The following is a 13,777-nucleotide window of genomic DNA, read 5'->3' on the forward strand; positions in this document are numbered from 1 at the left end:
GGGGAAGTAGGGGAAGTAGGGGAAGTAGGGGAAGTAGGGGAAGTAGGGGAAGTAGGGGAAGTAGGGGAAGTAGGGGAAGTAGGGGAAGTAGGGGAAGTAGAGGAAGTAAAGGAAGTAAAGGAAGTAGGGGAAGTAGGGGAAGTAGAGGAAGAAAAATTAATTCTTCATCCTGATTCCTGATTCCTGATTCCTGATTCCTGATTCCTGATTCCTGATTCCTGACTCCTGACTCCTGACTCCTGACTCCTGACTCCTGACTCCTGACTTGACACTGAGGGAAGTCGAAGTGCTGACTCCTATCTTTTATTAAAAAGATGTAAAGTTTTATTTAGATAACTAAATTCTGTTAAGATTCTTTTCATAAACATTAAGATATATAACCAACCCCATGACATTATTAATAGTTGGTGCAACTGGCACTTTGGGAAGACAAGTAGCTCGTCGCGCAATTGATGAAGGGTATAAAGTCCGCTGTCTGGTTCGGAGTCCTAAAAAAGCTGCTTTTCTCAAAGAATGGGGTGCAGAACTGGTACGGGGAAACTTGTGTAATCCACAAACCCTGACAGAAGCATTAACAGGTGTAACCGCAGTTATTGATGCTGCTACATCTCGTGCCACAGATTCACTAACTATTAAAGAAGTGGATTGGGATGGCAAAGTAGCATTAATTCAAGCCGCTAAAGCTGCTGGTGTAGAAAGATTTATCTTCTTTTCAATTTTAGATGCTGATAAATACCCCAATGTACCGCTGATGGAAATTAAGCGATGTACAGAAGCATATTTAGCAGAGTCAGGTTTAAACTACACAGTTTTACGTTTAGCTGGATTTATGCAAGGGTTAATTGGTCAGTACGGCATACCTATTTTAGAAAAACAACCAGTATGGGTAACAGGAACATCCTCACCTATTGGCTATATGGATACGCAGGATATTGCTAAATTCGCGGTGCGGGCTTTGACTGTGACAGAAACAGAAAAGCAAGCTTTCCCAGTTGTGGGAACTCGTGCTTGGAGTGCTGAGGAAATTATTAATCTTTGTGAACGCTTATCTGATAGAGACGCAAAAGTTACACGAATGCCTATCAGTTTATTACGGGCTGTCCAAAATTTACTGCGCTGCTTTCAATGGGGATGGAATGTTGCTGATAGATTAGCTTTTACAGAAGTTTTAGCTGGTGGTAAAGCTCTAAACTCAGAAAATATGGACGAAGTATATACTGTTTTTGGTTTAGACAAACAAGAAACTACCACCTTAGAAGCATATCTACAAGAATACTTCAGTCGGATTATGAATAAGCTGAAACAGTTAGATTACGAAAAAGCCAAAAGTAAAAAGCTTAAAAGTAAAAAGACTCCCTTTAAACAATCCTCCAAAGCCAATAGTCAATAAATGTCAGCCGAATGGTGACATTAGGCTAAAATGTGTAACTATTAGATACAGAAAAATCATCCCTTAAACTTGGATATTTGAGTGTGCCGAAAGCAGGCATTATCTACAACGATGTTAAGCCGATAGCGAGTAGTGTCGCTATCGAACTAAAAGACAAGCTCACCGCTGCTGGTTGGGATGTATACATCACAGCGAGTATCGGTGGGATATTGGGCTATTCTCAACCAGATAGTCCAGTCTTGCACACCCCCATTGAAGGTCTTACGCCCCCTGGCTTTGACTCAGACATGAAATTTGCAGTGGTGTTAGGGGGGGATGGAACTGTGTTAGCAGCATCGCGCCTAGTCGCCCCCTGTGGTATCCCCATGCTGACGGTAAATACTGGTCACATGGGATTTTTGACTGAAGCTTATCTTAACCAATTGCCCCAAGCCTTAGAACAGTGTATGGCGGGTGCATATCAGGTTGAAGATAGAGCTATGCTCACCGTTAAAGTTATGCGGGGAGATACGGTAAAATGGGAAGCCCTCTGTTTAAATGAAATGGTGCTACATCGAGAACCTTTAACTTGTATGTGCCATTTTGAAATCGCAGTGGGGCGACATTCACCTGTGGATATTGCGGCTGATGGAATTATTGTTTCTACCCCAACGGGTTCTACAGCTTATTCTTTAAGCGCAGGTGGTCCAGTAATTACTCCTGGTGTCCCTGTATTGCAGTTAGTCCCAATTTGTCCCCATTCTCTGGCTTCTAGGGCTTTGGTGTTTCCTGATAGTGAACCAGTTAATATCTATCCTGTGAATATTCCCCGGTTGGTGATGGTGGTGGATGGTAATGGTGGATGTTATATTTTACCGGAAGATCGGGTATATTTAGAGCGATCGCCCTACAGAGCCCGGTTTATTCGTCTCCAGTCACCGGAATTTTTCCGTGTTCTGCGGGAAAAACTCGGTTGGGGTTTACCACATATTGCTAAACCCAATTCCGTAGAATTGCCTTAGAGGGTGTTTGAAAAGTTTCCGGCGATTATAAATCGCTACTACACAAACAAAGTCCACACTTCGACCCTTCGACAAGCTCAGGGCATCGCAGGCTCAGTGACCACCTGCATGGACTAATAAAAATAGAGGGTTTAGAACCCACGTAGGTGGGTTTCGTCTGTGTAGCCGCGACTTCTAGTCGCCAGATTTATTAATAAGTAATCAATACCTTGTCCATTTTTTGTAGGTCGGGTTAAGCGACAGCGCAACCCGAGGCTCATGTTGGGTTATGGCTGATGCCTCCGGCGAGCGCAGGGATACACCACACTTCGTGAACGTACCTCAACCCAACCTTGTATCTTAGAGGTATTTGTATTCAACAGCAAATTTGAAGGCATTGACATCATCAAAGACTTCCAGTGGACACAGAATGATAAAATCCAGGTTAGCAAAATTGGATTTGGTGCTACCTCCTTGAGTCAGTTCAACTATAACAACCTCAATGGTAATTTGTCCTTCCTGGGGACTACATTTGCCACAATTGAGAACAAGCCATCAGGCTTTGCGGTTTCCTTAGATGTTGTATTAGTCTAGATATCTTCTTCGGAGAAGATGGTAATCATATTCTCAATGGTGGCAATGGCAATGCTATTTTTATAATTGCACTTAGATCCCCCACTTCTTGAAGAAGTCGGGGGTCTTTGATTTAGATGGGTTTCTTCTAAATAGGGTTTGCTGAAAAAGTTATCTGTGAGGGCTAGAAGTTCAGGAGGATTTAGAAGAAGTTAGAAGAAGTTAGAAGTAATATCAAGTCTGGAAAACTGAACAATTTTTGATGCTATGATCATATTTTTCTTGCACCTCATTTACCTTTTATACAGATAAAAATCTTGATGCGTCTGGGTTGTAGGTTGATTCAGCAAACCCTAAATAGGACTTACGCTGCTAAAGAAAAGGGTGACTTGATTTACAGCTAAACATCTTGAACAAACTCCGTTAAGAACCTAAACGCTTTCAAAATATAATTAGCGCAATCTTGAGGAGAACTATTATAAAATGATGGCCATGCAGTAGCTTTATCTTCATCATAATAATCGCGGCGATGGGGATGATTTTCTAACCACGCTAACCGCACTGCATGACCGATTAACACATCTAAAACCATATATTCTTCAATTTGCAACTTAGGGTTATTAGCCACGATTGTAGCCAATTCCATCAAAGCTTCTACATTGACTTGGCGATATTCTGGGGCTTCAATTTTATTCAGCAAATGTTCAACTAATAAAGCAAAATTTCTTTCTCCTGCGGTCATTTCTGAAAGCATGACTTCACTTTCTAACCGATTCCGTCGTTCTAATTTATCACCAATGACTAAACCTTTGCAATGCTGCATTAATAGCCAAACTTGTTTAAAAAAGTCTTTGGGTACACGATTTAATGCACCTTCTCTTTGACGAAATCTGCGCCAACCATCAAGAGGAACTTCTGTTTCTTCACTAATTACAGGTAGCACAACCCAAGCAATATCACTTTCTTTTTGTTTGACGTGCAATGATTCCTGTTGACGTAATAAATTACTTACGCCACTATATCCAGTTAACACTTGACGTAAACGCATTTTCACTTCAAAAGGTGAAAGCTGCATTAATTGTTCATAAGCTTCATCTTGGGTAAGGATGAATTCTCTGGCTATGTCGCTAGTAATTAAAAGAATCAAATAACCGACTCTCAATGTAATAAATCCGCGAAACAATTCTGGTTCTGATTTGATTAAGACACCAAGATAAATAAGAATTTCTTGCGTTAAAACTCTATCCCGAATATCCTCACGACAGAAGTTATTAATTTTCTCAGTAATCTCATTTCCAGAGATAGGAACAACTATCAGAGAAGCTTGACTGTAAGCCCTCCCCACTGCTATTTGCTTACCTTGAACCAAAATACTCGTTATCGCATCTGATAAGCCAATATCGAGCATTTGGCGTAAACCCGCAGCCCGTCGCACCACCGCCCACAGCCCTAAATCTCCGGCTTTGGTATAGACTTCATCGAGTAAATCCGCTACAGTGACAGCATTAGTTGGCCCAGCATATCCTGTATCAAATTCTAAACTCTGTAACCGCGTTAAAGTTTGCAGTAATTCAATTTGCTCATAAATGTTTTCTGATGAGCGTAAATATTCTAATAATAAATCTAAGTTAGTTTCGCATTCCATTTGGAATTCTTGGGTATGTCCCAAAGACCAACTTTTTTCTAAATTAGAAGTCAGGTAATAACAGCGAATTCTCTGATTTATGACTGATGATTGCGATAATTCTGTATCTGATAAAAAATCAATTCTTTGAATTGCGGCTGTCAGCATTAATTGATTCAGCTTTCCTAATTTTACCTGGACTCCATGACAAATACCATCCTTGAGTTCCTGCATTAATTCTAATAATGCTTCTGACCCAGTTTCTAGCATAGTTCGAGTAATCATTAAAGTCAAAGTCGGACGACCTAAATCACTCCAGTATTTTTGGATATAAGCCAATTCACCTCTAATTTGATCTACTAAAAAGTGATAATCAAGAGTTAAATAAAATTGCTGTGAATCTAGAAATGATGGTAAAAAGACAATTGTTTGATCTCTAATCCGAAAGAATCTTGATATCGTCAAACTTCTCAGTCTTCGCAAAGGACGACCCGTTAAACCCAGTTGATCATTTCTGCCAATTTGTGTATAAATTTGGGAAAGTTCTTCAGATTTCCTAATTTGAATTGGTGCGACTTGGGTAGGAGTTTGGGTTTCGATTCCATATACTTCTAATTGTGTTTGTAGGGCTTCATCTTCTGCTATTAAAGCAATTTGAACTAAGGAATTGCGGTTTTTGCCGACATTCAAATGTCTACCTAAAGGATCAATATCTCCTAGTGAGATTAAACCTTCACTTAACATTTCTCCCAGATAATATAAGCTTTGCGCCCAAACTAAAGGAATATTTTCATTGGGTAATCTTAACTGAGACTGAGGATCTAATTTCTCAGCTTCTATATTTTCTTCAGGAACATAATAAATTTCTGGTAATAGCTGTAACCCATTTTGTTCTACCAACAATAATTGTAGAAGTTGCTGATATTTCTCAACTTGTGCTTGTTCACCGCGAAATAAACCATCAAGAACTAAATAAGTAAAAAACAATGGCCATTCACATTCAATATGTTCAAATTGTTTAAGTTCACCAGGTTCATAGTGGAGGCGTTCGGTGTCTTCTAAAACTGTTTGATGTCCATCTCTTAAAAAGCGCTTACAACCATATTTTCCTGCGAGTTTACTAATAATTTCTTTAAAGGTGCGTTCTCGCAATGCTTCATCTTTCACCGCAAAAGCGGGATAACTAATAATACTTAATAACGCCGCATCAACTTCTTTAGAACCTGATTCTCTGGGTAATAATGATTCTAAAGTAATTCTGGCTCTAGCGATTTCATCTGGTAAAACATGAATTACTGATGCTTGACTACCATGAACACCAAATAAGTTTAATCCATTTATAGATTCTAAAGCTGCTTTAGCCATTCCCAAGGAACTAGCATTTAATTCTGCACTACCATGATTAATTTTATTTCCCCGTTCCCAAATGCCAAAATCTGGTGTGCGGTAAGCTCGACCAATATAATAAACTAGGTTTTGGACAAAGTTAACTTCATCCAATGTAAAAATAATTGATAATCCGCTGGCGGTCATTTGTGCCAACATTAATAAAAAGATAGATGTCGCGTCAAGTTGTAAATGTCCCCATTCATCATCACCGACAACAATATCACCCGTGGCTGTATTGTATTTGGCGTGAAGTCCATCTAATAAAGATTGTGTATGTTTAAATTTTTCAACTTTATGAGATTGTCGCATCATGGCAAACAATAGACCACGCATTAGTTTAACAACACTATGTTCAAGTTCATAAGTGCGACCATGATCATGATCTAATTTGCGATAGGCTAGGGCTAAACCCCAAACTGCTAAAATACTATACACATTATCTCGCACCCAGGCATCTGTATAATCGCCATGAGCAGTAATAGCGGTACTCGCTGGTAATAAACCAGTAATCGGGTTTTGACGCGCTAAAATAATTGTCTTAATTTGCTTGTAGTAAAAATCTAAGCGTGTTAATGGTGTGGTTGATGTGTTCATTATGGTGATGAGAAAATTTAACTTTGTTGCTGTGAGGTTGATAAATAAAAAAGTTGTATAATTCCCTCTTTTGCTGTATATAACAATCATCCAGAGGAGAATTTTTTTGAGTAGGTAGGATAGATTACAATTATAATATGCGACGTGACTCTATTTCCTATTATTTATTTCAAACATATCCAACCATACTGTTTGAGTTATTGCCAAATCCTCCCGCAAATGCGGCTAATTATCGCTTCGATTCGGTAGCGGTAAAAGAACCAAAGTTTGAAATTGACGGGGTGTTTTTACCACCAGAAACCGAAACTCCTGGTGTTGTTTATTTTTGTGAGGTGCAATTTCAAAAAGATGAACGACTGTATGAGCGGTTATTTGGGGAATTATTTCTCTATTTTTACAGAAATAGGGAGCGTTTTCAAGATTGGCAAGCGGTGTTAATTACTCTAAAACAAAACAAAGCCCCAGCAGCAGCGCGATATTTAATCAATCGTTGTCAGCAGGAGTTACCAGAACCAACAGCTAGACGTGGCATAATGGAAATAATTACCACGATTATTTCTTATCGGTTTACTCGTTTAAGTCGTGTGGAGATAGAAGCAATGTTAGGCATAAGTTTTCAGCAAACTCGCTTGTATGAAGAACTCAGAGAAGAAGCTACCGAATTAGGTATGCAGCAGGGTATGCAGCAGGGTATGCAGCAAGGTATGCAGCAAGGTAAACAACAAGGTAAACAGGAGGGGGAAGTAAATCTGATCCTGCGGTTGTTATCGAAAAGATTTGGGAAAATTCCTAGTCAGCTAAAAATGCAGATTGAGAAGTTATCTTTGGAACAATTGGAAGCTTTAACTGAGGTGTTGTTAGATTTTGTAAGTTTAGATAATTTGGTTGTTTGGTTGCAAAATTTAGAAATTTCCCAGAAGTAAAAGCCAGAGATTACTAGCGGAATCTGTAACAGTTGAATAATTTGTAATTTGTAGGGGTTTAGCAATGCTAAACCCTTACGTTTTGGTGATTGCAAAATTTTTCTTACCCATAGATTCTTAATTTGGATTCCCAATTTAACACCAGCATATTTATTGACAAATTTATCAAATCATGTATAATTAACGATATTTATTCCAAAGTATATTTTTTGCCGACAGGGGACTTATGAAACTTAAACCAATTTCCCAAATACTTTTAGGACTGACCATCACCCCCATTATCGCCTTAGCTGTACACCAACCCGGCTATGCAGGGGAAAAATTCAAGTGTAATGATAAACTGCAAAACCCTATCACATTAGCCAAAACAAGTCGCGGTTGGCAACCCATGTTAGTCTGGGAAAGTAACTATTTTAGAACCTCTAAACAAGAACGCTGTCGCATTGTTAGCAAAAGACTACAGGCATACAGTGATAATAGAATGCTCTATCTTAGAGGGGGAAAGTTTAACGGACTTCCTGTAATATGTACTGCTATTAAAGTAGGTGGTAATTGTTTAAAAGAAGATGTTGTCATTACACTCAAGCCTGAACCAGGTATAGATGATAGGGATTTAGCCACTAAAGTTTTGACACAAATCCAATATTTCAGAAATGGTGCATCTAAATCAAGACCTGTATATTTGAGTGAAAGTAAATCTTTATTCTATGAAGATGGTGATTTGTATATTGACCTGAATGGAATCTTAACAGAAGAATAAAATAGTAGTTCATGAATAATTATTTGAAAATTCTCAATGATTTGTAAATGTCTACTAACTGGAGTTCATTCTGCACTCTTATTATTAACCTGTTTGGGAGGAATAGCTATTTCCCTCCCAGCAGAGTCTCCTGTTTTTTCAACATCATCTGTGAATGATCTAGCAATTAAAAATAATCAAAAAATAGCAAAATCAATTACTGTAAAAATTCTTTCTCAAGAGTTTTTAGGAACAGGAATTATTATCAATAAACAAGTTAATAAACAAAATCAAATTTATACTATTATCACCAATAATCATGTATTAATGGCTGTTGATAAACCAGGTTATCAAATTCAAACACCAGATGGTAAAATTTATCCTGCTAAAATTCCTCAAGCTGTGAAATTTGGTAAGAATGATTTAGGGATATTACAATTCACATCAAATCAAAATTATCAAGTTACGAAAATAGGAAACCCATTAACATTAACGGTGGGAGAACAATTATTTGCTAATGGTTTTAGTAATGAAGATACAATAAATGAAACATCTCCAGAAAAAATGCCAGAAAAGAGAATATTTACTCAAGGGTATCTTACTTTAATCTTAGATAAACCCTTAGAAGGAGGCTATCAAATCGGTTATACTAATGATATTTATAAAGGTATGAGTGGGGGACCATTATTAAATATGCAAGGGGAATTAGTGGGGATTAATGGTGTACATAAAAATCCCCTTTGGGAAGTGACAGAATTATATGCTGATGGTTCAGAACCTTGTCAACCTATACAGGATATTATACCTCGCAATAGTTGGGCTATACCCATTACAACAGTTGAGAAGATAGCACCTCAATTAGTGAAAATTCCAGCTTCTAATTCTGGAAAGAAACCATTAGCAGCAGGGGAACTAAATAATAGTACAATATTGCAAATGCGAGAAAAAGCAGAAAGTGTGAAAAAATGTATTTTACCAAAAAAATATCAGCAGAAAATGAAAAAATGAACTTTCTTAATTGTAGGTTGGCTGACAGACCCGCCTGGAACTCAAGTTCCAGGCTAATAGCTAAAGTTTACTAAAGTAAACTAAATAATTTAAAAAATTTTCTAGTTATTTTAGTCATTTTCAGATGACTTTTGCTATGAGACTGGGAATAAATTCCCAGTTGGGCTATGGATTTTACGTTAAGTTGACAGTTGTATAGAGAAACCAAACCCAACGCACTAAATTTACTAATAACAGGAATTAAAAAATGAGGTTGATTAATGTACTAGCTGCGACGTTAATAGGTGTAACTGTAATCTTAGTACAACCACAAAATACAGCAGCTTTAGACGGTGGAGAAATTAATAATATTGCTAGACAAATTACAGTTAAAATTGCTGGTCAAAAACCAGGAACTGGCATAATTGTCAAGAAAGAAGGTAATAGATATACAGTATTAACAAATAATCATGTTGTGAAAAATAAAGGTAAATATATTTTAATCACACATAATGGAAAAACTTATAATTTTAATTATAGTGATATTAGAAAATTACCTGATTTAGATTTAGCAGTTGTTCAATTTATCAGCAATGATAATTACACTGTTGCTACATTAGGTGATTCCAATAAATTAACAGAATCTACACCGATTTATAATGCTGGTTGGTCTGTTAATGATAGTCGTTGTTTAAAGGGTTGTTATCGTTTTTATAACGGGATCATTAATGGTATATCTCCTAATCCTAAAGAGGGTTATGCCTTAATTATGAGTAATAATACTTTACCAGGAATGAGTGGAGGTCCAATACTTAATGCACAAGGAGAATTGGTGGGAATTAATGGTCAAGCATTTCCTAATGCTATCAGTGGTGCTGTAGATTTTGATGGTATTCCTATTAATAAATATAAAAAGTCTCAGAATATTGCTACTACATCACCACTACAAGCTACACCTATACAAGTTGCAGATAGGGTAATATCTCGAAAACCAACAGAAATAAAGACACAACCTATATCATCTATTAATTTCACCCTAGCGAAAACCTTACCTGGAGATTTTTTCCCGGTAACAGCTATTGCTTTGAGTCCCAATGGCAAAATTCTTGCTAGTGGCAGTATGAATGGAAGTATTCAACTATGGAACATAGCTACAGGAAGCAAAATCCGCACTCTTCAAGGACATTCCGACCGAATTGAGTCGGTTGCTTTCAGTCCAGATGGTAAAACCTTGGCTAGTGGGAGTAATGACGAGACTATCAAGTTGTGGAATGTAGCTACAGGAACGGAAATTGGCAGTCTGCAAGGAAGTTTTTTCTCGGTTTATTCTGTCACTTTCAGTCCAGATGGTAAAACCTTAGCTAGTGGTAGTAGTGACGGGACTATCAAACTGTGGGATGTGTCCACAACTAAGGAAATACTCACCCTATCAGGGCATACTGCTAAGGTTAGTGCGGTGGCCTTTAGTCCCGATGGCAAAATTTTGGCTAGTGGCAGTGATGACAGGATAATTAAACTATGGAACGTGGCAACAGCAGGAGAAATTCTGACTTTTGACGGACATTCTGATCGAGTTGGTTCTGTGGCTTTCAGTCCCGATGGCAAAATTTTGGCTAGTGGCAGTTCAGATAAGACAATTAAACTATGGAATATAGATACAGGAACAGAAATCCGCACTCTTACAGGTCATTCTAACCGAGTTGGTTCTGTGGCTTTTAGTCCTAATGGGAAAATTTTGGCTAGTGGCAGTGATGACAATACAGTTAAATTGTGGAATGTGGCAACGGGAACACAAATCCACACTTTGACAGGTTATGCTGACACCGTTGATTCTGTCATTTTTAGTTCAGACGGCAAAACTCTAGCTAGTGCGAGTAGGGAAAATAATATTAAAGTTTGGCGGGTGTCTGAGTAGAAGGGGTAGATAGTTTGATTATTTTTTTCTTTTGTAAAAACAGCGATGGGAATAGGTCTTGATTGTTTAGACAACCCTAAACAAGACCTGGGCTACTCTGATATAGGTATGCTGCGAAATACAGGTGTATACTGAGGTTCATAGGGTCTACCGCTAGTTCCTGATAAAGCGATCCCTATTTCAATTCCTGCTATCTCTTTTACTTGTACGGGTACGTCACGAAAGGTAGCTGTTGCTTTCAAGGGAATACCCTTCAGCATTTTTGTAGCGACATCAGTTCCTTGCTTTCCTTTGGCTTGCCCAAGTTGTGCTTGATGACAAAAATACTCTTTTCCATAAAAGTCAAACATCTTACCGTAATCACAGTAAAAACCTCCTGTACCATCTTGTTTAGCAGTTAATAGAAAGTGACAATTCACGGTAGAAGAAGAACGCTTACAGCCTTGCAAAGTTAAATTAATCTCTTCAAATTCTACAGTTTGATTTTTGACACTGCTAGGATTTTGGGAGTTCGGCTGAAGTCTGCCGCATACAACATTACCACTGTCTGTAACAACACAAGCCTTTTGTGCTGCTACTGGATGACTAGAAACAAGTAGACTGGTTAAAACTACACCTGTTAGAGTGCTGATTTGTGTGAAGTGACGAAGCATACGCATAATTATTGATAAAAAACGCTATGTAATCTTAATTTTACTATGTTTTAGGTGTTGCTAAGTCGAAGTAAATCCTAATTCAGATAAAAAGTACCATCCTGTAAATCCTTAAATCCTGGACATCCTGATTCAGACAAATTAATTACTCTCTTGAATATGAAAAGAATCAATCATTTTTTCCACTACAGGCCAGAATTTATCATTTTCACCCACAGGTGCTTGATAAGTAATATAATAAGCCTTTTTAAAAGCCATAGTTCCCCGTTCTAATATTTTAAATGTACATCCATTTTCTTGACGAGTCCATCTAATTTGATAAGCATCAGTTTTATCTAAAATAACTTTTTCATCTGCTCTTTCTAAACTATTCAAATCATCTTTCTGGATATTGGTTAAAATTTCTTTTTTACGTTCTTCTAGAAGTAAAGCTTTACCTAAATCATCAACACTAACCAGAATTTCTACAGGACAATTATCTGTTTGTAATTTATCCTTGCGAATGAATTTAATTTTTTCACTGCCTCCTGGCGTTTCTTCTCTAGCTATCCATTGATCTGAATATTTGATAGTAAAATTCTTATCTGGTTCTTGAGGATTGTAAGTTTTAGTTAATTCTTCTTTTGATATGTCAGGTTGTATTTCAGATATTTTAGTTTCTTGAGAGTCAGGTTTTTTCTGAGCAGTTTTTAATGAAGATACACCTTGAAAACCCAGAAATGCAAAAGCCAATGCAGTAGCTATACTAGCAATAATGACAACTTTACCTGATAGCAGACTTCGCTCTATAACTTTATTATTTTCATCTGGTTTAGGAGTAATATCTATTGTATACACCGATGGAATTGTTAATATTGTATTTTTGAAGTTATTTAATCTTTTTTCACCTTCTTGAGGAATCAATTCCAAGAAAAGTTTTCTAAAGAGTTGAATATTGGTTTCTGGATTGCTAATTACTAGATTAGAAATACTACCACTGGAACTATTAGGAATTTTCTCAGTAGAGTTTATCAGTTCTATAGATTTTAATGCTTTTAACGCATCTGCGGCTGTGTTATAGCGAGTTTTTTGATAATCATTATGTACCATTTTATCAATGATACCAATTAGTTTCTGGGTAAATTGTTCGTTTAATTGAGATTCTGATAGTAAATGTCGCCATGTAATTTGACCATTATCTTCAAACTTAATGCTATTATCATCATATCGCCTTGGATCTGGACGAACACCTGTTAAAGCTTGAATACCAATCATACCTACATAAAAGACATCAGTGTTATAAGTAGAGATACCATCTATACGTTCGTGTGGCATATATTCATAAGTACCAATAACTCGACTTAGGGGATGATTTTCGATATCAGTCATCTCTTTAACTGTACCAAAATCAATTAAAACGAGTTTTTGATCACTATTTCTTCTGATTAAATTTGCTGGTGTGACATCACGGTGAACTAAATTTTTCTCCTCCTGGAGAAATTCCAAAATTTCTAAAATGTCATAGAGTATTTGCCAAACTTTACTACTGTCGAGTTTCTTGGTCGGTGGGAGTTCTTTAGTCAGTTGTTCACCCTCTATATATTCTTCGACTAAATAAAAATCTTGTTTGACTATTAATAATAATCTGTAATTAATGACAAAATAATCTTTTAATTCGGGAATTTGGGAATGATCTAGTTTATTGAGATGTTCTGCTTCGCGTCTAAATAATCTTTTTCTTTCTTCAAAATCCTCTCTATTTGAGTTTTGCTTAGGCTTGAGGAGTTTGACAACACATTTCTGGTTTTGATTAGAAATATCTTCGGCTAAATATATCTCACCAAAGCCACCTTCGTTTAATTTGTCGAGGATTTTATAGTCCCCATTTTGACCTTTAAGAATTTCACCTATTAAGTTTTTATTAGTAAAGGTTGATATCATCATATAATTCCCAGTTGAAAATGTAATATCTACTGATTATGGTTATTTATTACTTTACCTGTCAGTATGTATTTAGACAAGCTTTATTAT

Annotated in this window: 10 protein-coding genes; 7 read left to right on the forward strand and 3 right to left on the reverse strand. The window is 37.0% G+C overall.

The window, feature by feature from the left end; translation table 11 throughout:
- The 3 genes from FJR06_RS14965 to FJR06_RS14975 form a co-directional block, all read left to right on the forward strand.
- A partial coding sequence (locus tag FJR06_RS14965) for a hypothetical protein (protein WP_217359785.1) occupies positions 1-180 on the forward strand: 180 nt, incomplete at its 5' end.
- A 208-nt stretch (positions 181-388) separates the two neighbouring features.
- Positions 389-1,390, forward strand: a complete 1,002-nt coding sequence (locus FJR06_RS14970) for an SDR family oxidoreductase (RefSeq protein ID WP_015078783.1) — start codon at positions 389-391, stop codon at positions 1,388-1,390.
- A gap of 83 nt (positions 1,391-1,473) precedes the next feature.
- Complete coding sequence (locus FJR06_RS14975) at positions 1,474-2,391, forward strand: NAD(+) kinase (RefSeq protein ID WP_168651716.1); 918 nt, start codon at positions 1,474-1,476, stop codon at positions 2,389-2,391.
- 952 nt (positions 2,392-3,343) lie between these two features.
- On the opposite strand, the gene FJR06_RS14980 is transcribed toward FJR06_RS14975, so the two are convergent.
- The gene (locus FJR06_RS14980; protein ID WP_168651717.1) at positions 3,344-6,550 is read right to left on the reverse strand and encodes a glycoside hydrolase family 15 protein; all 3,207 of its coding nucleotides are present in this window, start codon (positions 6,548-6,550) and stop codon (positions 3,344-3,346) included.
- Between the two features lie 137 nt (positions 6,551-6,687).
- Between FJR06_RS14980 and FJR06_RS14985 the strand changes: the two genes are divergently transcribed.
- From FJR06_RS14985 to FJR06_RS15000, 4 genes are all read left to right on the forward strand, one after another.
- Entirely contained in the window at positions 6,688-7,473 is a 786-nt protein-coding gene (locus FJR06_RS14985) for a DUF2887 domain-containing protein (RefSeq protein ID WP_168651718.1), read from the forward strand.
- 226 nt (positions 7,474-7,699) lie between these two features.
- Positions 7,700-8,233 (forward strand): COP23 domain-containing protein, encoded by a 534-nt coding sequence (locus FJR06_RS14990; protein ID WP_168651719.1) that lies wholly within the window; start codon positions 7,700-7,702, stop codon positions 8,231-8,233.
- 36 nt (positions 8,234-8,269) lie between these two features.
- Positions 8,270-9,220 carry a serine protease gene (locus tag FJR06_RS14995; RefSeq protein ID WP_015078788.1) on the forward strand — a complete coding sequence of 317 codons (951 nt, stop codon included), beginning with the start codon at positions 8,270-8,272 and terminating at the stop codon, positions 9,218-9,220.
- A gap of 247 nt (positions 9,221-9,467) precedes the next feature.
- Positions 9,468-11,114 (forward strand): trypsin-like peptidase domain-containing protein, encoded by a 1,647-nt coding sequence (locus FJR06_RS15000; protein ID WP_168651720.1) that lies wholly within the window; start codon positions 9,468-9,470, stop codon positions 11,112-11,114.
- A gap of 92 nt (positions 11,115-11,206) precedes the next feature.
- Here the strand turns inward: FJR06_RS15000 and FJR06_RS15005 are convergent, their stop codons facing one another.
- The gene (locus tag FJR06_RS15005) at positions 11,207-11,767 is read right to left on the reverse strand and encodes a hypothetical protein (RefSeq protein ID WP_168651721.1); all 561 of its coding nucleotides are present in this window, start codon (positions 11,765-11,767) and stop codon (positions 11,207-11,209) included.
- A 141-nt stretch (positions 11,768-11,908) separates the two neighbouring features.
- A complete protein-coding gene (locus tag FJR06_RS15010; RefSeq protein WP_015078790.1) occupies positions 11,909-13,690 on the reverse strand; it encodes a serine/threonine-protein kinase in 1,782 nt (593 codons plus the stop codon).
- Positions 13,691-13,777: the final 87 nt, after the last annotated feature.

It is taken from the genome of Dolichospermum sp. UHCC 0352, from assembly GCF_009711925.1.
In the GTDB taxonomy this organism is placed as follows: domain Bacteria; phylum Cyanobacteriota; class Cyanobacteriia; order Cyanobacteriales; family Nostocaceae; genus Dolichospermum; species Dolichospermum lemmermannii.